Consider the following 25,054-nt stretch of genomic DNA (forward strand, 5'->3'; position numbering starts at 1 on the left):
TGTGTCGCAATTGTCCTTTTTGGATCTTTCCGGTCGCTGCATGGGACATTTCCGGAACGGAGTTGAGGGTCCTCTTTCGTCACCATCTTACGACTTTGTTCTTCTGACGTTCGAAATGAGAAGTCTTCCTATGCAACGGGCGCCGTCCGGGCCAACCAAAACAGCCGACGGGCTGGTTATCGATGCCGTAGCTGCTCTCTGCGAATTGGGCATTCTCCGCCTGCTTGCGGACCGACAGATCACATGAGCAGAGGTGATCGCTGTATCCGGCCATTGTCACTCGCCTCAAAGCCTCGGTCGTCAGACAATACGACCGTTGAGGGATCGCCGATGGACGCTTGCGGATGGAGTAGCCACGAGACGTCTGTAAGCACGGTCGGGGAGACAGCACGCCAGCGGACGAATCATCAGCGCAAGTCCATCTGCGATTCTGATTTGTAGGCAGATTGGGCTCCTGAAGACCGCCGAGATTGGTCGCCCTGCAATCCGCCGTATGACGCCAGCCGGCCCCTTCGGATGTGGCGCACATCAGCTGATGGTTCGAATGCCTTGCTGCCACCCAAATGCCAACAGGACCACAGAGTGCGCGGAGGTTGATTGTCGGGTCCTTTGTCATGGCCTGTCATGCCCTGAGATCTTGCCGGCCCCAGACCGCTCCCGTCACAAGTGAACGACGGGGTGTCCCGAGTGAGCATGCTTACCGCGAGCTTCAATCACCGAAGCAAAAAACGAGCCAGACGGCATGCGAAATGAAAATCTACTTGCACACTAATGATTATGAACGCCTCTCTTGTTTATCTCTGGTTCGGCTCGGAGTTGCGTCATGGCTTCGACCAATTGGGAGGGCGAGGCCAACCCATCCGTCTCATCCGAACGCCAGCGCGCGCGCACGAACCCGAATCTATCGATGAGAAACTCGATGATCGATGGCGGCAAATCGTCGTCATGGAAGCCAGGGTTAATCATCGTGCGCCGATAGAGATTCCATGCCGCGGCAATACGATGATCCAGGTCGAACACGACACAGACATTTCTCAGAACGCCGGCAGACGCGATCTTTTCGGAAGGAGACGGCAGCACCGCGACGATCACTCCACCTGCTCGCGCAATGTCGCGCTCATGTTGCATCAACTGATCCAGGTGCTGCATTCGAGCGCCATCCCGGAAGATCGACACAAGCTTTGCGGACCCATCGCTCTCCCCTTTCGAGTTCTCTGTCGGAGCGACGCCGCTGCACGTCGGAAAGTCGATCGCGTGCAGCCACGGCTGCCCCGCCGCGATTTCGGGGCCCAGAACTCTTGCTTCATAGCCAAGTGATAGAGCCATCACATACTCGACTACCCGCCAACGGTCCATGTCCGAGAGACGGTCGGCAAATCCCGGCATCGCCGAGGATGGGAAGCCATAGCTCACCCACCAGTACATGTCTCCCATCGTATGATCGGTCGTGTGCGGCGCGGTGAGATCGGCAGGCGGCGGCTTCAAATCATTTGCCAGCGGGCCATCGCCTCTGCCCCTTTGGCCGTGGCATGCTACGCAATTTGCGCGGAATACATCGTATCCCTGGCCGATCGCTTCCGCGTCATACGGCACTGGAACCGTCGCGTAGGTCGATGGATAGGCCGGGACTGACAACGCAGGCAGCGCGAAAGCACCTCCGACGCCAACTCCAGCGGCAGCAACAATCGTCGCCCATCGCCACATTCCCGCGCGGCCGAGCACAAAGGCGGCCATACTCCCCACAGACAGCGCAACGCAGCCGCCAATGACCAGAAGGCGACTTCCCGGAATCGTCCGCCACGCAACCGCTGGATCCAGACGAAACGAAAGCGGCCAGATTATCTCGACATGTCTCGATGGAATCGCCTGAGACAGGCACCCTGCAAGTAGTATGACCAGACATGCGAAGGCTAGCTCGGTTTTCAAGACCATCGCGAGCGGCGGAACTGATTTCTCGGACTTTAGCACCGGCAAGAGCTTCAGCCGGACAAACGCCGCACAGATCAGGGCCATGCCGACACAGGCGAGCTTCCCCATTAGGAGCCAGCCATACTCAGTCGCCACCAAACCCGGCCAAGTCCCAACGTTTTCAATCGCTAGAGTTACGCCGGTCGCGACCACGAGCAACATCAGTGGCAGCGCAATGTTCGAAAAGCCACTGAGCCGCCTCGACGGCCCTTCAGGCCTCGCCGCTGACTGGTGAGCCATTGCGACAACGAGGGCTGACAGTCCTCCGAACCAGAGCGCTGCTGCAACAACGTGAGCTATATTGATCACGAGGTCTGCAATAGTCCCGCCAGCCGCCGAGTGACTCGAGAACAATCCCATCAGCAGCGACAATACGCTGACAATCGCGGCAAGACCTGGCTTGTGCAGAAGTCGCAAGCTCGCGGCACCAACGAGCACACATCCAAGCGCTGCAAGCTGAGCTCTCCCGAACCGGGTGCCAAGAATGATGAAAAGCACGTCGCTGAAGTTGATAGCCGAGGGCGGCTTACCAAGAAGCGCAACGGTCCGAACCGTTAAGAACAGGACACCAAGGGCGAATCCCGCGAATGCTGCGGTGGAAGCGATCGTCGTGAAAAGCGACCGGGTGCGGCTTTCAAGTCCATCGCGCCACAGAGCCAGACCCGAGCAAACCCCGCCGAAAGCTGCCGTGGAGGCAAAAGCAGTCCCTCGCGCAAGTGAGAGGACCGTTTCCATCAAGGTCCCCAGTAGACGAACTTAAACTTGCCTTCCGTGCGATGCCCATCAATGGAGACAACGTTCCAACTGACGGTATAGAGCCCGGCAGAAAGATCGGGCAGCGAAATAGTCACGGTTCGTCCATTGTCGGCTAGCAAGGGCTGCGAAAGCCCTGACACGGCTTTACCAGCGCGAAAGAGGGTGACATTGATGAGCAGCGGCTCGAGCGCTTCGGTGAAGGAGAGGACGATTGCCTTGATCGGCGCTGAAATTCGACTGCCATCTTGCGGCGTCGAGCGAATGAGATGCGCATGAGGGAGGACTGCACTCGGCGTTCCGATCAGCGCAGCCATCAGCACAATCACGAACCTTTTCAATGAACTACGCGCCTTCACTTCTCGCTCGCCGCAGGTAAATTTTGTGCTATCGCGTTTCGTCGCAAGGCCCATAGAAACGTTCCGATGGCGGCTGATACGAGGACCAGACACCAGGCCAAAAGGCGTATCAGACTCCAGCCTCGTCCCACGTCGAACGGGAATTTCGCCACGTTTCGCTCGCCATTCTCGATCGCCACCATCCCGATATATCTGCCGGCTTGCTCGAAATTGACGTCGATCTTGATCGTTCCGTTCGGATACTTCTTCGGTGGAATGTAGAGGATGCTGGATGGCGTGTTCATCGTGTCCCCTGTTCGGGCGCCATCATCTCGAGCCAGATTCACGCTGACCGGAATGTCTCGAAGGGACTGGTCGACGAAATCGAGAACAATGATTGTTCGCCCGACCTCCGGTATGTCCTCACAAAATTCGGCTCTCGAGCTCTGCGGCTGATAGCCAGTAAAATGCATGAAATAGCTGTCCACTTTCAACTTGCATTGGTCAGCCTCCATGGACACCGCTCCGTGCGCATGACCTTCGCGGACGGCGGCAGGAATAATGTGAGCGACCAGTGCCATCACCCGCGCGGTCCGGAACGCCCCTCTTCGGCTCGCAGCCGTTCGCGTCTGGCGTCTTCGCAACATTCACACACCCAAACCCTACTTGAGTTCGGTGAATACGGGCACGATTGGTCCGCCCATCTCTGCTATGACGCGTTCCCCATTGGGGGCATAGAGGAGCAATAACCCGCCGAACTTGGAGTCCACGTCGGTGAGGAAGCTGACAAGTCGCTCCAATTCCCACACGGCGTCCGTTGCCTCAACGCGCACCTCTCTCGTTTCACCGGGATTGATCGGCGTATCACTGCTGAGCTTAAGGCCCGTGCGTGCGATGAGGTCTCTTGGGTAGGACGGATCGACATTGGCCATTGCCACTGGGAGGCTCTGATTGAGGAAACGAATGTTTGCCGTCGTAAGCTCGCCAATCGAGAGAGGTTCTGACCCTTTGTTGGTTATCTGGGTCGCCAACCTCATCGAACGGCCTGGCACGTCATAGGTCGCCGATATGACCTTGATTTCTGCGTAAGCAGGGCTTGCCGGAAGCGGGGCGACCCTGTTCAAGCCGCTCTGGAGGGGCACATTGTATGGATATTCCGCGCTCGCCCGGACATAGCCACCGAAGACCATGACAAGAACAATCGCCGACACAATGATCCCAGCGCCAGTGTCTCTCAACGAAATCAACAAATCCTCCCGCCCCTTCTGCAGGACAAGCCATCGAGGTAGAATCAGCGGTCGAGCCAGCCAGAACGACAACCAAGCCGCAGCCACAGCCAGCCAAGCCAAATGCCATCCGACCGCATGAGCCAGCCCGAACGTCTGCAAGTCCTCGATCTGCAGACCGGTCATCGTCTTGATCGGAAATGCGAACGAATGCGCCTCACCCGAGATGTTTACCCATTGCCCCGGTCCGACCAACGGACCAGAGCCCTTGATCGAGATCGAGGGATGAATGTGGCTACTGCCCGGTGTGCGCCCCTCAAGAACCATTCGAAACTCATAGTCTCGGCCAAGTTCCAGCCGCGCGAAAGACTGCCTCGCTGGCCACCCGTTGAGGTATGTTTCGATCCTGGCAATGGTCGGCCCCGGCGATATGCTTGATACGAAAACGATGTCCGGCGGGGTCACTGCATCCGGCCAGTCCTGCATCAACCTGAATTTTCCCGTCAGTTCGAAACGTTCGTTCACCTTCACCTCAGTTTTGGAGAAATGAACATCGTAGAACTGCACTGTTCTGGTCCTCAGGTATGGCTCCTGAGCGCGTTCGCCATGAGCCGCCGCATGAGACACGCCGGCGATGAATGCGACGCAAACGGCAGCGAATTTGATAAGCTTCAGCAGCATGCCTGCAGTCCCCGTGCTCATGTCCTTAGGACGCGACGCTGCTTTTTATACCCATGAAGGATTTGACGACATCGCTGTTCTTGAGGAACGTTGCCTGGGACGCAAAAAGTCCAAGCCGCCACCAAAGCTGGTGCATGAATATGCAGATGAAGCCCGCGAATGCCGCCGATACCCAACTCACCGAGCTACCGAAAGTGCGGAGGGTGCCGCGCTCAATGATACGCAGATACTCTGGCATGTTCGAACGCGGAAATGTATAACCGATCATGTCGGCCAACGATGCGACCATTCCCTGGTGCTCGACAGGGAGATAGAACGGAGCCAATGCGGAATAGTTCGATGGCCAAAATACGAAACCGAACGCAAAGCCGCCGATGATGGATGTGAACAGGCTATTGCGAAGGACGATTAAGGTCATATCCATCAACAATGCCCCCGCGAGCGCCTGTGACGGCACGCCTTCCGTGAAGGGAAAACCTGTCCATATCCACCAATTCGCGTAACGACCGATCCAGGTGGCAATGAGCAACGCCGTTGCGCCAACCGTCGCACCGATCGGCAAACGAAAGTTGACCCAGAAGATCGCCTGCAGGGCAGCAGGAAACATGATCATGGAGACAGGCATGACCAGGGGCCAATACTGCCGGTCTTTCCAGTCGACATACATGTCCCAATCGCCGACCGTGAGCATAACATGCAGATGGATTGCTCCCCCAAAGATAGTCACCACAGCCGCCACGACGAGGACGTCGAACAGGCGAGAGTATCTGGCTGCACCGGGCGTTAGACCAGAGACAGAAATGACCGTCTCACCCTTCTTATCCTTGAAGCGGGTATTCTCTCTCGGACTCGCCGCTGCATCGATGTCGGCCGTTGAGGTCACTCTTCCCTCGCCGCTGGAGTTCACTTACTCTTCCCGGAGATAGGTCGCCGTCCAGAAACGCTCGTTGGCTTGTATCGTTGTCGCTGCGCTTCCGGACCGCACTTTTCCCACGCGTCGCGAAACGGGTTCGCGTCCGTCGGGCTTCCCGCAGCATCCTGCTTGAACACGAGTGGTATGAGTTCTCTAAACCGTTCGACGATCTGCATCAAAACGCCCGCCAACGCGAGTGCACACCATCCAAGAACGACGAAACCCCAATGCAGCGGATGCGAGAAGATTTCCTCAGTCAGCCAGTAAGCATGTCCCCATTCGTTGAAACCGAGATTCGGCAATATGAGGAAAGGCCCCACTACAGCAATCGCATGCATAAGCGAGACCCCCCTGCAGAAGGCCGGGATCCGGGTCATCGCGTAGACAAAGCTGCCGACCCCAAAGAAGAGATAGATCGGGATGGTCGCATAGAACAGAATGATGTGACTGGGGGTGAGCGGCGTGTCCCTCAGGGTCGTCTGATGCCAGACGCCATCTCCATCGGCGAAGAAGCTGCCCGTCCAGAAGATGCAGAAGCTGTACACGACGAGCCACATGGTCAGATAGAAGTACCTGCGCAACTCGGTCTCGGGCGTGACGGTCTCAATGCTCCTATCACGCGTCAGGAAGAGATACGACCAGCAGAGCACGCCCGCGCCGTATAGAACCGGCAACTCGATTCTGAAGAGCGTCATCCAGTATCGGTCAAATTCCGGCGAGTTCGCATCGAGCCCCATGGAGAAACCAAAAGCCTGCTGATACAGACGCGCGCTGATGTACAGAATCGTCAGCGCGACCATCGTAAACGCGAACAATCCACAATGAATATCAAAGGTCTTGATGACCGTGACATTCGCCATGCGAGGTAACGCATCGCCAGACATTTTTGCTTCTCGACTTTATCCTAACAAATATCGACACAGAGGCACTGACTGATCGGCTGGGGAATCCAAGACGCGTAGCCGCTCAGCAGGGACCTGCACTTCGGCCTGCACGGCAGACCCGCTCTCCGATGAGCACACATTGGTGCGGAATGCCCGGCCTGATGATGGAGTTGCCAAGCCGTCGGGAGCCGGCCAAGGATGAGTGCATATCCCGCACGGTCATTCAGTGCGTCTCCACGCGTAAACATCCTACCCCTGCAGATAGCCTGAGGACGTTCGGTCAGATGGAGATCGCCTTGAGCAGGCGGTTCTGCATCCTCCTAATCTGCACGAGGTGACCACAACTTCGTCGTTCAGTTTCGGTTCTGTCTACTTCGTTCATCATCGCCTTACTCAACCACCGACGAGGCGGCTTGAGCAGCTACCAGATCAGGTAGTGTCAGACCACGTCGGAGCCTTGCAAGCCTGACGGCCATTGACGCCCTTCGCTCCAACGGGCGTTTCATGCCTCGCACGCACGTGGACGGTCGCCATCGCCGATGATGAGAATGATCGAAATGTGATCGGAATGTGAAATGTTCAGTTTGGCCAGTGCGGCCTGGACTTCAAGCCAACTCTTCGTGTGAAGCTCGCACCAAGCCGTCCATCCTGAGCATATCGTGTCCATTTAGTGCCGCGTAGTGGTCCGCCGCATTGGAGGCAGCGGGTGGGCTTCTCATCGCAAATCGCCGCACTGACAATGGCGGCAACCTAAGAGATCCCCTTTTGTGCCCACGTGAAAAGCCAGCCGACGGAGTCGGGCTATCGCTGTACGCCAAGCGGCTGGACCGTGGCCGCTTCTTCTGGCTAGCGACGTTGGATTGCGCGACGGCGATCAGGGTGAGGACCATAACTGAGCCGAGGCTGAACTGCTTCAACTGGATGGAAAACAGGAGCACGGTGATCGCGGTCAGGCACGGGATCAGGCGGTGATTGCGGTTGGTTTCGTTCGTTGGCCCACAGGTCGCGCCGTCTCCGAATGGCTCGAAATCGAGTGAGATTGACGGCCTGCAGGCGATTCCCTGCTGAACGCATCCAGCAAGGGCTATTACATCTGCCTCGTGCGGCAGCTCTCGGGCGCGCAGAGCAACGAGGCTGCCGCGGCGATCATGTCGGCATGCCGCGCGTCCAATCCGCTTTGATCCAACCGCTCAAGCCGCATTCAGCGCCTGCGCGAGGTCTGCGATCAGATCCGACGGGTTCTCGATGCCGATCGACCGCCGGATCGTGGAATCGAGCACGCCGATCTTTTGGCGGATGTCGGCGGGTACGCCGGAATGGGTCATGGTCGCGGGCAGGCTCGCAAGCGACTCGGTGCCGCCAAGGCTCACGGCCAGCTTGAGGATCTGCAGCGCGTTGAGGAATTTCACCGCCGCGTCCTTGCCGCCGACAATGTCGAACGAGAAGGTCGATCCTGCGCCCAGGCATTGCTGCGCGAACACACGGCCCGAGGGCGAGCCCTGCTCGGGATGACCGAGATAGTGCACCCTGGCGACCTTGGGATGGTCGCGCAGATAGCTCGCCGCCAGGCGCGCATTCGCATCGGCCTTTTCCATGCGCAGGCTCAGCGTCTCGAGCGAGCGGTTGATCATCCAGCACGAATGTGGATCGAGCTGGGTGCCGATGGCGCCGCGCAGCGCCTTGATGCCCTTCATGATCGCCTTCGATCCGAGAACGGCGCCCCGCGATCAGATCGGAGTGGCCGCCGACATATTTGGTCAGCGAATATAGCGACAGGTCCGCGCCGTGCTCGATCGGGCGCTGAAACACCGGGCCGAGCAGCGTATTGTCGCAGGCGATGATCGGCGTGTGTCCCTGGGCCTTGCCGATGGACTCGGCGATGCGGCGGATCATCGCGATGTCGAGGAGTCCGTTGGTCGGGTTCGCCGGGGTCTCGATCAGGATCATCGAAACCTGCCCCCTACCCATCTCCTCCTACGAGGCCTGGCTGACGGAGGCTTCATCGATGCCGTCGGCAAAGCCGACGGCGCCGATCGACAGGCGCGCCAGCGTGTTCGTCAGCAGCGTTTCCGTGCCGCCATAGAGCGGCTGGGAGTGCAGGATGACATCGCCGGGGCGGACGAAGGCGAGGATCGTGGTCGCGATGGTCGCCATGCCCGAGGAGAACAGCGCGCAGCTTTCGGTGCGCTCGTCGACCGCGAGCCTGTCCTCGACGATCTCGCTGTTTTATGGTTGAAGCGTGAATAGACCAGGCCCGCGCCCATGCCTTCCGGCGGCTCGCGCCGGCCGGCGACGTAGTCGAAGAAGTCCTGCCCGTCCTCGACGGTCTTGAACACGAAGGTCGAGGTCAGGAACACCGGCGGCTTGATGGCGCCTTTGACAATTGCGGAACATAGCCATAGGTCAGCATCAGGGTTTCCGGATGCAGCGTATGGTTGCCGATATGAGTCTTCGACGGGAACGGTTTTACCATGGCTGCTTCACTGTTCTGATGCTGCCGCGCGTTGCGGGCCGAATTGGTGGTAAACGGCGGTGGTCACAAAATTGACCCCGGCCTTTTTGGAATCCTTCTTTTGCGGCGGTTTTCGCGCAGTTGTGGCATCGGGGAGGCGCAACACCCGATCGCTGCGAAATGGAACTCGGGACGCGAGCGGCGCCTTTTCCGGAGTGCCATCGCCGGTTACGCAAGAGTTGGTGGTTGCCGGGGCTCGCAACACGCGATTCTTGCGTTTGGTCGAGAGTACGATTCCGCGACGGGCTGCGTAGCGGATCCCAGGTCAGGCTACAGAAACAACGTTAATGCGTGCCGAGCCAGGATATCCCGCAGAGTCTGGAGTACATCAGACAGTGCGACAACATCTCTAGGCGCGCCAAGGCAAATGCGGCTTGCGCCGGGGTCGCCCTTCCCAACCGCGGCCGCAATGCGTGGGATCACAAGTATGCCGCGACCGCGGGCGGCGGCAAATTGATCTGCGGACCACTCCTGAGGCAATGGCAACCATCCGTAGAAGGCCGGAAACTGGAGTTTTGCGGCTTTCGGAAAGATATGCAGGATCGCGCGGTAGCGCTCAAGCGCCTGCAGGCGCCGCTCGCGCAGAAGCGTTTCAAGCTTACCGCTGTCGATCAGCCGCACCACCACCTCACTCGGTATCGGAGCCACAAAACAGGCGGAGGCGTGCAGAAGGAGCTCAGTTTGAGCAGTGTAGGCTGCCGGGACCGTCAATGTGCCCAGCCGAAAGGCTGGCGCAAGACATTTGGAGTAGGACGTGACGTAGAAGGAGCGGGTTGGTGCCAACGACGCGATTGACACAGGACGCTAGGTGAAGAAAGAACCGTAAACGTCATACTCTATTACGATCGAGCTGCTCATCGACTTCGGCGATGCGCTTCCGGCGAGCAAGACTCATGGTGCGAGCCGCGGGACTGTGTAAGGTCGGCATGCACGGATATGCAAGTGTCGCTTGCTGTATGCGCAGCTTTGTGATTCTAGGGTGAGGGACTCTCCTCAACTGCTACCCGTGGTCAACGCCGTCCTGCGTGGGTTTCCGACCCAGCATCTCACCGCGAAAGCTGTAGAGCCAAATCGTGCCCAGGGCATAAAGGGCGGCGATCGCCGCGAAAGCGAACGTGTTTTGAAGCCCTGATGTGCTGAGCAGAGCGCCAGCAAATGTGCCGAGCGCTTCTCCAACACCCATAGCGACAGCGTTAATGCCTAACAAGGCGAGGTGATCCCTTCCTGGGGTATTCCGTACGAGCAATACAGACAACGATGGCAGGGCGACAATCTCCACAACTGTCAACAATGCGACGGCGAGGTAAAGCGTAAACAAGTTCAGAAGGGCTGATAACAGCGCGAAGCACGCCGTGATCAGGACGGCCGATAAGATCAACATGTCGACGTCGTCTGCATGCGCGCGATCGAGCGTCTTCATCAACGGGATCGATGCCCCAACTACCAAGGCTGCATTGAGGGCGGCAATCGTCCAAACAATCTGCGGGCCTGCCAGCAAGCGGCCGAGTACGATCGGTGCAAATGAGAACATCTGGGCCAAAGCGAACCAAGTAAAGGCAGTTGCAACGAATACCAGACGGAGGTCGGACCGCGTTATGCTGTGCAGCAGTGGCTTCCACCAGCTGCCAGGGCGATCCGGAACGTGCAGACCCTTGCCCAACGAGGCATGGCAGAGCAGTCCAGCCAATAACATCACCACGCCGGTGAAGAGAAAAGGAGCGTTTGGTGCGATTTGCACGTACATCAGGCTCGAGAGCAACGGTCCGAGCGTGGCGGCGATATTCGTTCCTACGGCGAACTTCGCCAGCGTCAAACGGACTGATCGATCTTCCACCAAGTGGACCGTAATGAGCCGCAGCAGGAGGCTGCAGGCGCCGTAAGAAGTGCCGACCAAAACCAGTCCGAGCGCGGTTCCGACAGGCGCGGCGCTCTCCGCCACCATTATATGGCCCGCGCCCATCACGAGATAGGCTATCGCCAAACCGTAACGGGTGGGCGTGCGATCAAGCAGCGGAGCGAACACGGCACGTGAGGCTCGCCCGGAAGCAGACAGCAGCAGCAAGAGAGTACCGACCTGAGCCGCCGAGAGGGATCGATCGAGAAGATAGAGCCCAAGCGCGGAGAGCGGCGCAAAGTAGCCGTAGTTGTTGAGGAAATTCAGAGCAAATACATTGCAGAATTTTCGCTGTGCGGGTTTCAGTTTCGGCATGGTGGCGCACAGGCTTTTTAGTGAACGGCGATGGTGACCGTCATAATCATGCGCGCGAGCCGGTCATCGACTTCGCCAGCGCTTGCCCCGGTGGCAAGCACATGACCAACACGATCGAACGAGTGGCAGACAGGTTTCACGGTATCGCCGACCTTGATCGTCAACTCGGCACCGACATAGCCGGGCATTTCGGCCAACCGGTCATATCCCGTTATTTGCCGCACCTTGCCAAGGGGCGGAAGGAAATATCGGATGCCGGCCGCGCCGTATCTTTCCGATGACAGCATCACCAGGCCGGCCTCCGGGCACAGCATCTGGGCGAAGACGCTGCCGTAATACGCGATGCCGGTCACGTACTGGGTCAGGTGCGTAATGTAATCGCCTCCGGGCCGCGAATGAATTTCGCCCATGACGATCTCACCGGTATCGCAAACCCAGAATTCCGCATGGAACATGCCGAAAGTCAGCCCGACGGCGTGAACGGCGCCCTGCACAAGGCTGATCGCGCGCTCACTCAGGGAAGGTGCGAGATCTGCCGGCGCGACATGGCCGCACTCGACGAAATTGCGATCACCGATCAGGAATTTTCGGGTCAGACTCAAGACCATCGGCAAGCGACGGACACACACCCCTTCCGCGCTGAACTCTCGCCCCTGGACAAACGATTCGAGCAGGAATGGTCGCTCGGCCGACGGCCTAACCTTCGCCAGCGCAACGGCAACAGACGTCGCACTGTCCAGCAGAAAGACGTTCTCACTGCCGTAACCGGTCATCGGCTTGAGAATAAGCCTGCGATACCGGCGCGAGAGCTCGGCGAACGCTTGATCGACCGCCTCGCCTGATCGGCACACCACCATTTCCGGCTGCGCAAATCCGGCTGCCCGCAACGTTTCGCGGCAAACCGACTTATTGGTGGTGCACTCATGCGCACGTTCACCCGGGCCCCTGAATCCAAAGCGGCGAACAAGTCCGGCGATCGCCGGCTGTGCTTTCTCTTTGAAGCTGAATACTCCTGCAAGGAGCTCACGCCGGGGATAGGTACTCACCCAGTCGAGGCAGGCGCTCACATCCTCGAAATCGAGCGGATGGGCCTCATCGGCGAAATCCGATAGCTGACCGGCCGGCTCAAGACGCTCGGGCCTGTCCGTCAACACCACCCGCAGGCCTTGCGCGCGCGCCTGATCATAAACGTGGCGGGACTGAATCGAGCTTACTCCACCCAAGACCAGCAATTCTTTCTGCATTGTCACCGGATCTATCCATTGTTATCGCCACACCTTGATGCGCTAGCCATCTGAGCATGCCTGGCGTCATCCGGGGCGTGATGATGTTTTCAGGGTAATGCAATCCGCTAACGGCGTTTCCGGCGCTGATCAGGCAGTTGACTAGGAAGATCACTGGCAAGCAGGTAGCAAGAGCCATCGAGCGTATATCGGGGCGGTCGGTGAAATTAAGCCGCAAGCTGTGCATGTGACGTCGTCCGTGCCGAAGCCCGGCAAGATCGATTGCTAGAAGCGTCACTGTCTGTTCGCCTTCGGCCAGACCAAGAGTCCGCTGAGCGGCGCGTTCGAAAAGCTGCTTTGAGGTGAGCCCGGTATCTTTATCTACGGTATCCTCGGCCAGGACGCCGAGATGGTGTAGCAACGCGACCACTTCGGCATGTCCCGTCCAGCGCAACGTGCGTTGGTCGGCATTGGCTCCCGGCCGGGACAATTTCGGATACTGCGAGAGCCTCGGCTGCATCCCGTCATGCCAGTGCTCAAGAACTCCGATGTCGGGCCAAGCGAGCTGCTGAACATCGGAAAAGCGCGGAACGACGCAGAGGGCGCCATCGCGGATGCAATAGGCGTCGCGCTTCGCGAGCGGGAGGTGGGAAGTTCCGAAGAGCCTTTTGTAGCCGAGAGGATTGGCCGGACGTGGCACGACAATCCCACCGCAGCACATACGAAGGGACTGCACCTCCTGAGTGGATTCCAGCAAATAGCAGGCCAGGATCTCCGTCAGCCCCGGCTCCAGCCCGCAGGGCAGAACCACCGCAAGAGTCGGAGCTTGGATCAGCACCTGCTGCACGCGTGGCATGTCCTTGGTAGCGGGCCGACTGATGCTCACAAGCAAGCCACGTGCAGCGCGGCCCGCCAGGCTCTCGATCACGCCGAGCGTTACCGGCCAAGTGGCGGCACAGATTACGACGGGTGCGAGTCCTGCGTGCTGCGGCTGGTCGGTGCACAAGATCTCGCATCTCCATGCGTCTCGCGCAGCTGTGAGCGCGCTCATATCGCGATCGATGAGACGGACCGTCCACCGCGGAAACGCTTCGCGCAGCAGCACCGCCATTCCCCTGCCCATCGTACCAGCGCCTATGACGTCAGCCTGCATGTTTCACTCGCGGGCGAAGACCGGGGTGATCGTCTTCGATACCCAATCGAGATGCTTTGTGAGCAGTGTTTGGCTCGGCGCGGTGCTGATCACCGCGATCAGACGTTGAAGACGGAAATCGTTTGGCGGAAGCACAATGTGTGTACCGACCGATGTTTCGACGATCGCTTGCTCAACCCAAGGGTGATCGAGAACGGCCTCAAGGCCATGGTAGCCGAGCAGCCGCCCCTCCTGTTGGGCCAAGACGTAATGGATCCCTGCCACGCGCTGCGGCGCGGGCGGGGGGAGAGGCACCGTGCCCACTGCAATGCGAGCAAGGTTTTCGTAAAAGTCATATTGCAACGCAAGCGGGACAAGATGCGACGCGATGTAATCCCCGCCCGGCCGGGCAGCGACCTCAATGACCGTGAACTGCGGGCCGTCGTACTTGCCTTCGAGGTGGAAGGATGCATTGTCAAGACGCAGCGCCAGCACGCAGTCTTTGGTCTTTTCTTCGATCATGCCGCGCATCTCACCGTCGAGGTCGGCAGGGAAGATATGCCGCACCTCTAGGCAATAAGGATCCGAGGTGAGCTTGTGCGTGATCCCGACAACGGTGACTTCACCGTGGGAGACGTATCCTTCCACACTCACTTCCTGCCCGACGATATAACGTTCGGCCAGGAACGTGAGCGTTTCCCGGCGCAAGGTCGGGTCGTACGTCGGATTGCCGATCTTCTTGCTAGTGGAATGAAAGACATCCAGGTCGGCAGGTTCGCGAATGAGATAAATTCCGGTGCTGCCCGAGGCATTCAACGGCTTGACGATGACCGGGAGCCCCGCCACACCGATGAACTCCTCCAGATCGCTATCATTGTGCAAAAGGCGGTGCGTGACGCCGGAAACCGACTGGGTCCGCTCGCGCAGTATCGATTTGTCCCGCACCCCCGACACGGATGCCCGCGGCAACCCGGGCAGCCGCAATTTCGCGGCAACGATGGCGCAGGCTTCGACAGCAGTTTCCGTAAAGCAGACCACACCGGCGATTTGCATAGAGTTTCTGAACTCCTCGACCGCGCTCTCGAGCGAGTCAAGGCTCGCCGGATTGCATTGACGCCACTCGTCGACGTAGCTGGCAAGTTCCGGGGGCAGCGGCTGACCAAGCACGGCAACGCGGTAACCGAGCCGATGCGCCGCTTCGAATGCACGAATACTTTCTCGTATGAGTCGGCGATAATTGATATAGAGTAGAAACTCCGTCATGCAGCCCAGCCTCCAATGTCAAAGGATCGCCCGGCGGGAACCCACTGCAAGGCGCGGTTCAGACATGGCGTTTCTCGGCTCCCGAGGCGCGCTAGGACTGCGGTGCACAGCTCAGGCATCACAGGCCAGCCAAGCGTCGCCCACAGCCGCAGGCCCACAAGACTGAGAGCGCAAGCGGCGCGCTCGATGCCCGGATGATAGCGAGAGTGCAGCGATTCTACTGCAAACCTGTCAAGATCGCGAAGCAAGCGATCGATTAACTCTGCGATCTGCCGCGGCTCGAAACCTTCGACCGAGAATAGCCGCCGGCCCTCATGCCGGCGCTCGCAAAGCTGCTGATAAAATGCGCGATGCAGGCGCTCCCAAGTGCCGGGCTCCGGCACTGTCCCGCGGTGATGCGTTTCGACCGCGTTGCTGATAATCTGAATGACGGATGCGAGTCGTCTGCGGCGCCGTTCGATCCAATCGAACGCTTCACCAAGGCTAAAGCTCGTTGCGGCAACCGCAGGACGCGTATGGCAAACATATAAGCGCAGCCAGTCGGCGGGAATTCCCTGGCGAATGAGATCATCAGCATATATGACATGGCCCCGAGAGGTGGAGAGCTTGTAGCCGTCAAGTTGGTAGAATTCGTTGGCAAAAAATCCAACGATGTGAAATCTGCTGGCATCAAAAAGGTGCAGCAAAATCGGAAAGATGATGCAGCGCAGATACGCGTTGTCGGAGCCAAAGAACAGCGCAAGCTCTACTTCGCCCGAGCCGAGTTCCGTACTGGAGGCGAGCATATCCTGTGCCGTCAAGAAGCGGGGGACAAGCTCAACAGCCGAATAGAGCTTCAGGTCCTCTTGCCCGCGGAACGGGAGAGCGACTCCCTCCGATGAAGAGATTCCGAGTGGAATGTTCGGTAGCTTCTGCTGCAGCACCTTGGCGACGAAATCCGGCATTTTGCCGACGTAGGCCCCCGACATCAGGAGCCGCTCGAGCACGACCCGATGCGGCTCTAGTGGCACGAACATGCGCTTTAGCGGGCGCCATGCTGCTGCGCGGTGGCAGTGATTGCACACCGGATCCACCAGTTCTTCATCAGGCACAAACAGCCCGCAGTTCTCGCATTCCGAGCTTATTTTTTCGCCGCAGTGCGGACACAAGCCTCGCACGTTTGCTTCAAACAGGTATCCGTGCCCATGCTCACAATAAGGAACGCGGGTGGTTTTCTCGATCAGATGGCCGCCGGCGTCCAGGGCGGTCAGGAACTCGCGAGCGATCTCTTCGAATCGCGGAAGCTCATCCAGCGTCGCGAACACATCGAAATCTATTTTCAGCAGACGGTAATTGGCGAGGAAATCATCCGAGTACGTTCGCGACGTTTCACGATAGCTTCGCCCTTCCCGCGCAGCGGTTATCCCCACATGCGTCTGAAAGCCCAATGAGCCACAAAGCTGGTAACAATCGAACCCGAGTGCCCGTTGGGCCCGGGTAAATATGTCCGCAGCGACGACCGGTCCGGCCAGATGGCCGAGATGCATGCGTCCATTGGGTGTCGTAAAGCTTGGCAGAACCACGCGCGGACGGCGCTCGCATTTCGGTGCCTTGACCCGTTCGTCAATGGTCTGCCGGTCCTCCCACCACACATTTCCCATCACAAGGGTTTGTGCTCCTGTGTTCTCTATAAGATGTGCAGCGAACGGCGGCATCAGTATCATGTCTCCGGGGGTGAGCTGCTCCGTGGAAAGCGTTCCGTCACCATAAGTAACCTCGCCGACGCCGGAGAACACGAACAGCATCTCGTGATCGGCATGGCAGTCAAAGGTTGTGGACTCGCCTCTCTCGAGAGAGAACTTCGATGCGTTGAAGTGGCGGGTAGCCACGTTGTCGCGCAGCTTTTTCATCGCTCCTCCCGCAATTCGGCCACACGCGAAAGCATTGAGCGGTTCGAGTTCAGCGGATAGAACTCCTTTCCTATGATGCTGTTGATGATGGTTGCGTTGCGGTACGCGACGAGAGACAGATTCGGGTTTTGTAAACCGTGCTGGATGCGTGTTCTGTTCTGGAGATAGATCTTGCCTGGTAGGGCAATCCGACTCTCCAGTGAACAATCTGCTCTGATCTTGGGCAAACCATTCTCAGTGCAGGCGAGCTGCATGATCCGGTCAAGAAATGGCGCAGTGTTTGACACAAAACCGGTGGCAAGGATCACACGATCGACCGCCACCCTGCGCGTTACTGCTGTCTCGGTACACTTGAGGACAGCTTCGAAAGCCGCATCGTTCTGCCGCAGGCTGTCAAGGCAAGCACTGACAACCAGCTTGACGCCGGCGTTCTTGTTCTCGACGAAGCGGTGTTCATATATTTTGGAGAATAGCTGATTTGCGAGATCCCGCGACAATCCATCGCTGCTCAGCCTCTTGGCCTGCACCCATTCTCGTCGATGCGAGAGGGCCTGAGTTTGGAAGTGGCGCAAATAGGCGGGCGTGTAGAGCTCGTTCGTGAATGCGCAATCATCCATTGGTTCAAGGTTGTCGTAGAGGGTAACCCAAAGTACCTGCTTCAGGGGTGGGCCGGAGAGCAACTGTTCCATCACCTCGCTGCCGCTTTGCCCGGCACCCACGAGCAAGACCCGTTCTCCCACGGCTAGCGGCGGTCTATTTAGATACTCTGCTACGTGATAGACACGTTCGCCTAACAACGGCCGCGCGCAATCCGGGACGTCAGGACAGATTCCGAGCCCAAGCACGACGTGTTGAGCGCGACATTCCGTCTGGCTTGTCAAGACGCGGAAATGTGTGGTTTCGGAGCACACGTCCAGTACTTTTTGTCCAAATCTGAGATACGGAAGCTGATCTGCAACCCAGGCGTAATACTGACCAAACTCATTGCGAGAGACCCCGCCGGACCGTCGATTGACGAACGCATCGAGTCGTCCGGTCTGAAGCAGAAAATTGAGAAATGAGAACGGACTGGTTGGATCTATGAGCGACACACAATCTTTGAGATGTGAAACTTGTAACCTGGCGCTGGAAAAGGCCATGCCGGCGTGCCAGGAAAAACCGGGCTTATCTTCAAAAAACACACACCGCAGGCCCGTCGACTTTACGAGAGCGGCAAGGCTGAGATTGAAGGGACCAATTCCGATACCAACCACGTCATACATGCAACCCGCCGAACTGTTTTTTTGCGGCGAACGGAACGTACGTCCGGTGCCTTAAGCAAATGAGTCAAGCCTGCACTGAGATCGCTCGTGCCTCGGCGCTAGTGTCAGCCGTTTCTTCGCGTTCATCCGAAGGGGACCGACTCCCGCTGTACCTAGCAAGTCGCGAACCTTCAGTTTGCCGAGAACACCGCCTTCCGAACGCGGTGACATCTCCTGAGCGCTGCGGTTTCAGTCGGCAGCCATTTCCACCGTGCAGATAACCTCGTCGTCGGGTTAGGCTCGACTCAAACGTATTCGTTCCAGTTCCCCACGTCGAAGAAAGCGAGTTTGACAGCGTCTCCTGAACCCGCCGCGCCGAGCACGCCCGATCTCGCCGAGAAGCTTTTTTCGTTGACGAAGCGGCATTTTTTGGCTCGTTCATGGCGCCCAAACGATTCCCTTCCGGACGATCATCACCTCGCCTCGATACGCCTGCTGTTTCAGTCCGTCACCTCTGAGGTTTGATAGTTGCTCGGTGCTTGGACGGATTAGCTTTGCTCTTCGAAGGCAGGTGTCAAGTTCTTTTGGGTCGCGAAGGAGATCGAAGAACGTTGAAATATAAGGAATTGTGGATCAACGCTGGTCCGATCCAATAACGAAATTGTCCGCGTAAGCATCGCGTAAGCAGTAGGGAGCATAGTTTCAAAAGGAGCTGGATAGGCTAGCGCGATGCTCGCCGCACCAATCTGGTGATCGGCTTTCGCCAGACGAATTTGAGGAGGCGACCCCGACGCCGTTGACCATCGCTCGTCGACCGACGTAGACGACAAGTGAAATGCACCCGTAGCTCAGCTGGATAGAGCGCCCTCCGAAGGTGGGGGCCACACGTTCGAATCGTGTCGGGTGCGCCATCACTCTCAATGGCGAGTCAGGCAAACGAATCTGGGCTTTGCGCATTGGCGCGACAAATGATGCACGAATTGGCAGCAGCCGTGCCAGGCGCATCATCGGGCAGCCAGCATGGCGATGGTTCAGCTTAGCCCGCCACGAAGGCTTACGGGCAACGATCCCACTCGCGCCTTTTAGATCACACTTGATCACGCCACATCATACTGAATAACCGAGATTTTTTGGCTTGTCGTAGAGTCGCGCTATCGCATATTGGGGTCGGTATTAAGGGGGATCGAAGCCCTTTTTGACCCCAGTCGCAGACCCCTGCAACCCGTCTGCAGATCCCACTCGAAAGTCCACGGGAGAGCCCAGTGTCGAGCCTTACAGATGGCGAAATACCCCGCGCTCTTAAGCAGGTCGAAGAGGCCGGAAAGCAGCTGAGCCTTGTGGATGGCGAGGGCCACGGAACGGGCCGGCTCATCCTTGTGATGAAGCCGATGCCAACCCGCGTCACCAGCGGATCGGATGGCGCAGCAGTGGCGTGACCAGAAGCGCCTCAAGGCTCCTATCCCTCGATGAGCCTGAGCCAGGCGCGCGTGCATTTAAGCGCGACTACGCCGACATGATCCAGAAGGGCCGAAGCATCAAAATTGCGGGCGACACGCGGGCCGGTACCATTGCCGATCTATTCGAAGCCTACGTCGCTTCGCTCAAGGCTGAAGGAAGGCCTTCCTGGAGGAGGTCGAAAAGGGCTTGAACAAGATCGCCGATATTCTCGGCCGCAGCCGCGCTGCCCGCGACATCGAGCCTGACGAAATCAAAGAGGTCATCCGCCCGATCTATGAGCGCGGCAAACGCTCCATGGCCGATCACGTTCGCGGCTTTACATCCGATCGGCTTACAGCTGGGGCTTGAAGTCCGAACACGACTACCGCACCACGTCACCCCGCCGCTTTCGTCTCGCCCACAATCCGGCTGCAGGCATTCCGACCGAACCCAAAAACGTCGGCACACGCTGGCTGGACGTGACCTGCCACTGAGTTTTCATCCGGTGGCAGTTAGAGTCTCGGGGTTTTTTACGCCAAGTAACGCGGGTGGAGCAACGGACGATCGGCGGAGCTGGTCGGGGTTGCGCAGCCGGTCGTCCGTTGCGGTGAGGTGGGCGGCATAGGCCGCCGGGGTCAGGTATTTCAGCGACGAGTGAGGCCGCTGGAAATTATAGTCGGCAACCCAATTCGCGATCTTGGCGCGAGCATCGTCAAGTTCGAAGAACAGGGTCTCGTTGAGCAGTTCGTCGCGCATCCGGCCATTGATGGGGAAGACGGCCCCGCTCCCTCGACGCCGGCGATATACTGGCGATGGACGAACCCGCTAACAGGAGCAATTCACCAATGGAAGCCGCGACAATTGGGTTGGACATTTCGAAGCACGTATTTCACATCCATGCAGTTGATAGCCAAGGCCAAGTGGCCGGTCGCCAACGCCTCCGGCGAGGCGAGATCGTGTCGTTTTTCTCCTCGCTCGCACCTTGCCTGGTCGGCATTGAGGCCTGCGCGACTGCTCACCACTGGGCGCGGGAGATTCGGCAGTTCGGACACGATGTGAGATTGATCCCGCCAGCCTATGTTAAACCCTACGGTGCGCCCCGACGGCGCGTATTACCAGTGGAGGAAGGATCCACCCAGAGAGTTGTCGATTGATCTGGTAGCTGACGAGCGGTTTGGACGAGCAATCGGACGGATCGAAGCCTCGTGACAAAGGTCGCTTTAGGCGGCCGAGCAATCCAGCGGGCCGTAACGTGAGTGAAGCCTGAGCACGCCTCGAAAGTTACGATGTGAATGCCGACCCGATCGTATGGCGGGGAAGGCCGTGCGGACAGGGAAGCAATCGACGCACGCACCTGTCTGGTTCACCGGGGTAATGGGCATGGCACGTTGGAAGGGTAGTACGGGTAATCGGGGGAGACCCGTCTTGGTCGAAGGTCGCGCCTTCAGCATTGAGTAGTCGATGGACCGGACGGGAGTCGGACAGGGTCAAAGGTACCGATGACACCGGGTAATTCCGGCGGAGGAAAGGACCCTGACTTCAGGTGCGCTTTTGAAGATAGCGAGGGAAAGGGTAGATTGGCGATGAGCCTTGAAACGCCCGATAAGATCAGGAGCCTTCAGGGAAAGCTTTATTGCAAAGCGAAGGCGGAGCCTGCCTTCCGCTTCTATGTGCTGTATGACAAGATCTGCCGCGAGGACATTCTGAGCCATGCCTACAAGCTGGCCCGCGCCAACGCGGGTGCGCCGGGAGTGGACGGAATTAACTTTCGAACAGATCGACGCGTCGGGACTCGAAGCATGGTTGGCTGGCCTGCGCGATGAACTCGTCACGAAGACCTATCGGCCCGATCCGGTGCGGCGGGTGATGATCCCGAAGCCCGGCGGCGGCGAACGTCCGCTCGGCATCCCAACAATCCGGGACCGGGTCGTCCAAGCTGCTGCAAAGATCGTGCTGGAACCGATCTTCGAGGCGGATTTTGAGGACGGAGCTTATGGATATCGCCCGCGCCGCAACGCGGTCGATGCCGTCAAGGAAGTGCACCGGCTTATGTGCCGGGGCTACACAGATGTTGTTGACGCCGATTTGTCGAAATACTTCGACACGATACCGCACTCGGACCTCCTCAAATCGGTGGCCCGACGCATCGTCGACCGGAATGTGCTGCGGCTGATTAAGTTATGGCTGCGAGTACCGGTCGAGGAGCGGGATAGCAACGGGAAACGGCGCATGAGCGGCGGTAAGAGTAACAAGTGTGGCACGCCACAGGGCGGTGTCATCAGTCCGCTGCTCTCTGTCACCTACATGAGCCGGTTCCTGAAGCATTGGCGTCTCAGCGGTCGGCGTGAAGCATTCCATGGCCAGATTATCTCCTATGCCGACGACTTCGTCATTCTCAGCCGCGGTCGCGCGGCGGAGGCATTGACGTGGACGAAAGCGGTGATGACCAAGCTTGGGCTGACACTCAACGAGACTAAAACCTCGGTGAAGAATGCCCGATTGGAAAGCTTTGACTTCCTTGGGTACACGCTCGGACCCCGCCACTTCCGCAATGGGGGGCGGTGGTATCTTGGCGCGGCTCCGTCGAAGAAAAGCGTGCTGCGGATCAAGAGGAAGGTCAGCGAACTGCTGACGCCGGGCAACAAGGGCGCTTGGCCCGAAGTACAAGCACGACTGAACCGCCTTCTGCGCGGCTGGTCCGCTTACTTCAGCTATGGCTCGCTTGCTACGGCTCATCAGGCCGTTGATCGACACGTCTTTGACCGCGTGCTCGCCTTTCTGCGCAGACGACATAAGACGCCAGGACGTGGCGTCAGACGGTTCTCTGATCAGATCTATGGGAACCCTGGCGTACTTGTGCTGAACCGCGTGCGCAAAGTGTCGCCGACGTGCGCCTTGTGACGAAACCTGTCGGAAAGCCGGATGCGGGAAAACCGCACGTCCGGTTTGATGAGCGGGGAGAGGAAACGGAACGCGCAACAAGCGCATCACCGCGCCTCTCCTCGACTCTACTACGAAGAGGAGCCAAGAATGACGCCGCTGACGCGGCCGCGATCTGCGAAGCGGTCACCCGTCCCAATATGCGGTTCGTTCCAATCAAGAGCGTCGAGAACCAGGGCTTCTTGATGCTTCATCGTGCAAGAGGCTTGCTGGTCCGCCAACGCACCATGACGGCTTGCGCCATTCGGGCTCACTTTGCTGAGTTCGGAATCATTGTCGGGCAAGGCCGGCAACGGGTGGATGGTCTGGTGGACTTGTTGGATGACAAGGAACTGACGCTACCGGCCCACGCCCGCATCGCACTAGCCGTCCTTGTGAACCAACTGAAGGAATTGGACCGGCAGGTCGGGGCCATCGAGCTTGAGCTGGCTCAGATCCAGCGAGTAAATCCGATGGCGAAGTTGCTGTCCTCGATTCCCGGGATCGGTCCCATAACGGCCACGGCTCTCGCCGCGACCGTGCCGGACGCGACAATGTTCCGCTCCGGGCGGGAGTTCGCGGCCTGGCTTGGCCTGACGCCTAAGCAGCATTCCACCGGCGGGAAGGATCGGCTCGGCCGAATTACGAAACAGGGCGATTCCTATCTCAGGCACTTGCTTGTCATCGGAGCACGTAACGTCGTTCGGTACCCAAAGGCACGCTCCCGGGTTGGAGGCGGCTGGATCGAAGCCCTGCTTGAACGGCGTCGGCCCATGGTCGTCGCCATCGCCGTTGCCAACAAGTTGGCCCGGATCGTCTGGGCGATGATGACGACCGGGGAATTCTATCGGCCTAAGCTCGCGGCCTGACTTTCCGCGTACGTTGGCCACCTTATGGTGTGAGGGCAAATGACAGCATGATGATGGACACCGGCGGAGCTGGGGATCGAGCAAGCCCGAAGAGCTTTAAGCGCAACAAGCGCGACCCGTTGATGAGGCCTCGATCCGCGATCTCCATCAGGGCCAGCGGCCATGGCATCGGTCGCACTAACAGGCCGTATACATGAACGCACCCGACCGGTATCCAAAGTATGCTGCCAAAAATCCCCTGCATCCGCGGGGCCAATGGTATGGACCCCGCCCTTGCCGCGGTGGAACCTCGAGCGTCAACTGCAGTGAAGGAGGATGTCATGCAGGTCGTTCGGATAGGTCTAGATCTGGCGAAGTATGTTTTCGAAGTTCACGGCGTCGACAACCACGGGAAAGTCGTTGTGCGAAGAGGTTGCGTCGCGATGCGGTGGCCGGCTTTTTCGCCAATTTACCGGCCTGCCTGGTCGGCATGGAGGCTTCCAACGGGGCACACTATTGGGCTCGCGTGCTCACGGAGCTTGGCCATCAGGTCCGACTGATCAGCCCTCAGTTCGTGACGCCATACGTCAAGTCGAACAAGAACGACCAGAACGATGCGGAAGCCATCTGCGAAGCGGTCGGCCGTCCGTCCATGCGCTTCGTGCCACCGAAATCAACCGATCAGCTGGCGGTACAGGCCGTCCACCGAATTCGCCGGCGCCTGGTCGCCGACCGGGTCAGGCTCGTCAACCAGATTCGCGGTCTTCTGTCCGAGCATGGGATTGTCATTGCCCGTGACATCGCGCAGCTGCGGCGCGGCCTCGCTGTCATCGTAGGGAACATCAATGACGGCCTCAGCGAGATGCTCCGGACGCTCATGAGGGAATTGCAAGAGGAGTTGTCCGAGCTTGATAACCGTATTGCAGCCTATGACCGGCGGATAAGGGAAATCTTCCGTACAAGCGAGCAGTGCCAGCGGCTCGGCAAAATCGAAGGCATCGGACCTGTGACAGCAACAGCCTTGATCGCCGCCGTGGGCGATAGAAGCTGTTTCAAGAACGGCCGCCAGTTCGCGGCCTGGCTTGGCCTGGTGCCGAAGCAGCGATCCAGTGGAGGGCGGGCCCGCTTGTTCGGCATTAGCAAGCGCGGCGATCGATACCTGCGGACGCTGATGATTCACGGAGCTCGCGCCGCTTTAAGCCGGGCTACTGGCAAGCAGGATCCGCGAAGCCTCTGGCTCGGCAAGCTGCGGCAACGGCGCCATCCCAATGTCGCGGCCGTGGCTCTTGCCAACAAGAATGCGCGGATCGTGTGGGCTATGCTCACGGGCGACGCAGCTTATGAGCCGGCGCTGTCGGTGAAGGCGGCCTGAAGCGAGGCGGCAATCAAGGAAAGGAGGTCTCACCCGGCAATTGCAACAAATGGCAGGAGATGGCGAAACGGTCACCCCGTCGCTTCCCGAACCTGATGTGTGGACCGGCACGGCTTGCGCCGATGTCTCGGGGCCGTTGAGGTGGAAGCGGGCGAAAACCATCGAGGCTCGCGGCGGAGACGTTGTCCAGCCGCATCAAGAAGCCGGATATACGTCAGCAGTTGTGGCCGTCGATCCTGATCAAGC

Annotated in this window: 14 protein-coding genes, 1 tRNA gene and 6 pseudogenes; 6 read left to right on the forward strand and 15 right to left on the reverse strand. The window is 58.8% G+C overall.

Annotation, left to right across the window (positions count from 1 at the left end):
- Positions 1 to 768: 768 nt before the first annotated feature.
- The 14 genes and pseudogenes from AOQ71_RS05050 to AOQ71_RS42030 form a co-directional block, all read right to left on the reverse strand.
- Positions 769 to 2,703 carry a CopD family protein gene (locus AOQ71_RS05050; RefSeq protein ID WP_057742693.1) on the reverse strand — a complete coding sequence of 645 codons (1,935 nt, stop codon included), beginning with the start codon at positions 2,701 to 2,703 and terminating at the stop codon, positions 769 to 771.
- On the reverse strand, positions 2,703 to 3,080 hold the full coding sequence (locus tag AOQ71_RS05055; protein ID WP_162268322.1) for a copper resistance CopC family protein: 378 nt from the start codon (positions 3,078 to 3,080) through the stop codon (positions 2,703 to 2,705). The genes AOQ71_RS05050 and AOQ71_RS05055 overlap by 1 nt, the downstream gene beginning before the upstream one ends.
- A complete protein-coding gene (locus AOQ71_RS05060) occupies positions 3,077 to 3,643 on the reverse strand; it encodes a hypothetical protein (protein ID WP_157083387.1) in 567 nt (188 codons plus the stop codon). The genes AOQ71_RS05055 and AOQ71_RS05060 overlap by 4 nt, the downstream gene beginning before the upstream one ends.
- Before the next feature lie 78 nt (positions 3,644 to 3,721).
- Positions 3,722 to 4,966: a bacterial ammonia monooxygenase, subunit AmoB gene (gene amoB, locus AOQ71_RS05065; protein ID WP_063958195.1), complete on the reverse strand. Its 1,245-nt coding sequence runs from the start codon at positions 4,964 to 4,966 to the stop codon at positions 3,722 to 3,724.
- A gap of 25 nt (positions 4,967 to 4,991) precedes the next feature.
- Positions 4,992 to 5,873, reverse strand: a complete 882-nt coding sequence (locus AOQ71_RS05070; RefSeq protein ID WP_057742704.1) for a methane monooxygenase/ammonia monooxygenase subunit A — start codon at positions 5,871 to 5,873, stop codon at positions 4,992 to 4,994.
- Positions 5,870 to 6,763: a bacterial ammonia monooxygenase, subunit AmoC gene (gene amoC / locus AOQ71_RS05075; protein ID WP_063958190.1), complete on the reverse strand. Its 894-nt coding sequence runs from the start codon at positions 6,761 to 6,763 to the stop codon at positions 5,870 to 5,872. Before amoC ends, AOQ71_RS05070 begins: the two co-directional genes overlap by 4 nt.
- A gap of 1,190 nt (positions 6,764 to 7,953) precedes the next feature.
- Positions 7,954 to 9,236 (reverse strand): annotated as a pseudogene (locus AOQ71_RS05090) (cystathionine gamma-synthase family protein).
- 309 nt (positions 9,237 to 9,545) lie between these two features.
- Positions 9,546 to 9,896 (reverse strand): PLP-dependent aminotransferase family protein, encoded by a 351-nt coding sequence (locus tag AOQ71_RS47210; RefSeq protein ID WP_245316721.1) that lies wholly within the window; start codon positions 9,894 to 9,896, stop codon positions 9,546 to 9,548.
- Positions 9,897 to 10,275: 379 nt separating this feature from the next.
- Complete coding sequence (locus AOQ71_RS05100; protein ID WP_057742712.1) at positions 10,276 to 11,484, reverse strand: MFS transporter; 1,209 nt, start codon at positions 11,482 to 11,484, stop codon at positions 10,276 to 10,278.
- 17 nt (positions 11,485 to 11,501) lie between these two features.
- Positions 11,502 to 12,728, reverse strand: a complete 1,227-nt coding sequence (locus AOQ71_RS05105; protein WP_083513951.1) for an ATP-grasp domain-containing protein — start codon at positions 12,726 to 12,728, stop codon at positions 11,502 to 11,504.
- On the reverse strand, positions 12,667 to 13,860 hold the full coding sequence (locus AOQ71_RS05115) for a saccharopine dehydrogenase C-terminal domain-containing protein (protein WP_057742718.1): 1,194 nt from the start codon (positions 13,858 to 13,860) through the stop codon (positions 12,667 to 12,669). The genes AOQ71_RS05105 and AOQ71_RS05115 overlap by 62 nt, the downstream gene beginning before the upstream one ends.
- A gap of 3 nt (positions 13,861 to 13,863) precedes the next feature.
- Complete coding sequence (locus AOQ71_RS05120) at positions 13,864 to 15,102, reverse strand: ATP-grasp domain-containing protein (RefSeq protein WP_057742720.1); 1,239 nt, start codon at positions 15,100 to 15,102, stop codon at positions 13,864 to 13,866.
- A complete protein-coding gene (locus AOQ71_RS05125; protein ID WP_057742722.1) occupies positions 15,099 to 16,991 on the reverse strand; it encodes a class I tRNA ligase family protein in 1,893 nt (630 codons plus the stop codon). The genes AOQ71_RS05120 and AOQ71_RS05125 overlap by 4 nt, the downstream gene beginning before the upstream one ends.
- A complete protein-coding gene (locus AOQ71_RS42030) occupies positions 16,988 to 18,253 on the reverse strand; it encodes a lysine N(6)-hydroxylase/L-ornithine N(5)-oxygenase family protein (RefSeq protein WP_063958191.1) in 1,266 nt (421 codons plus the stop codon). The genes AOQ71_RS05125 and AOQ71_RS42030 overlap by 4 nt, the downstream gene beginning before the upstream one ends.
- An 816-nt stretch (positions 18,254 to 19,069) precedes the next feature.
- Here AOQ71_RS42030 and AOQ71_RS05135 point away from each other — a divergent pair.
- Positions 19,070 to 19,143, forward strand: a tRNA-Arg gene (locus AOQ71_RS05135).
- Positions 19,144 to 19,494: 351 nt separating this feature from the next.
- A pseudogene (locus AOQ71_RS05140) lies at positions 19,495 to 20,148 on the forward strand (site-specific integrase); the annotation flags it as partial.
- Between the two features lie 19 nt (positions 20,149 to 20,167).
- On the opposite strand, the pseudogene AOQ71_RS05145 reads toward AOQ71_RS05140, so the two are convergent.
- Positions 20,168 to 20,437 (reverse strand): annotated as a pseudogene (locus tag AOQ71_RS05145) (integrase core domain-containing protein); the annotation flags it as partial.
- 77 nt (positions 20,438 to 20,514) lie between these two features.
- Between AOQ71_RS05145 and AOQ71_RS47215 the strand changes: the two are divergent.
- From AOQ71_RS47215 to AOQ71_RS05165, 4 genes and pseudogenes are all read left to right on the forward strand, one after another.
- Positions 20,515 to 20,760 (forward strand): annotated as a pseudogene (locus tag AOQ71_RS47215) (IS110 family transposase); the annotation flags it as partial.
- 619 nt (positions 20,761 to 21,379) lie between these two features.
- Entirely contained in the window at positions 21,380 to 22,570 is a 1,191-nt protein-coding gene (ltrA, locus tag AOQ71_RS05150; RefSeq protein ID WP_245316722.1) for a group II intron reverse transcriptase/maturase, read from the forward strand.
- 89 nt (positions 22,571 to 22,659) lie between these two features.
- Positions 22,660 to 23,457 (forward strand): annotated as a pseudogene (locus AOQ71_RS05155) (IS110 family RNA-guided transposase); the annotation flags it as partial.
- A 320-nt stretch (positions 23,458 to 23,777) separates the two neighbouring features.
- Positions 23,778 to 24,808 (forward strand): annotated as a pseudogene (locus tag AOQ71_RS05165) (IS110 family RNA-guided transposase).
- Positions 24,809 to 25,054: the final 246 nt, after the last annotated feature.

The organism is Bradyrhizobium manausense, from assembly GCF_001440035.1.
GTDB classification, from domain to species: domain Bacteria; phylum Pseudomonadota; class Alphaproteobacteria; order Rhizobiales; family Xanthobacteraceae; genus Bradyrhizobium; species Bradyrhizobium manausense.

Excerpts from the sequence above, each read along its gene's own strand:
- AOQ71_RS05050 (WP_057742693.1), bottom strand. The coding sequence starts at position 2,703 with ATGGAAACGGTCCTCTCACTTGCGCGAGGGACTGCTTTTGCCTCCACG.
- amoB (WP_063958195.1), bottom strand. The coding sequence starts at position 4,966 with ATGCTGCTGAAGCTTATCAAATTCGCTGCCGTTTGCGTCGCATTCATC.
- amoC (WP_063958190.1), bottom strand. The coding sequence starts at position 6,763 with ATGTCTGGCGATGCGTTACCTCGCATGGCGAATGTCACGGTCATCAAG.
- AOQ71_RS05100 (WP_057742712.1), bottom strand. The coding sequence starts at position 11,484 with ATGCCGAAACTGAAACCCGCACAGCGAAAATTCTGCAATGTATTTGCT.
- AOQ71_RS05105 (WP_083513951.1), bottom strand. The coding sequence starts at position 12,728 with ATGCAGAAAGAATTGCTGGTCTTGGGTGGAGTAAGCTCGATTCAGTCC.
- AOQ71_RS05115 (WP_057742718.1), bottom strand. The coding sequence starts at position 13,860 with ATGCAGGCTGACGTCATAGGCGCTGGTACGATGGGCAGGGGAATGGCG.
- AOQ71_RS05120 (WP_057742720.1), bottom strand. The coding sequence starts at position 15,102 with ATGACGGAGTTTCTACTCTATATCAATTATCGCCGACTCATACGAGAA.
- AOQ71_RS05125 (WP_057742722.1), bottom strand. The coding sequence starts at position 16,991 with ATGAAAAAGCTGCGCGACAACGTGGCTACCCGCCACTTCAACGCATCG.
- AOQ71_RS42030 (WP_063958191.1), bottom strand. The coding sequence starts at position 18,253 with ATGTATGACGTGGTTGGTATCGGAATTGGTCCCTTCAATCTCAGCCTT.
- ltrA (WP_245316722.1), top strand. The coding sequence starts at position 21,380 with ATGCCTACAAGCTGGCCCGCGCCAACGCGGGTGCGCCGGGAGTGGACG.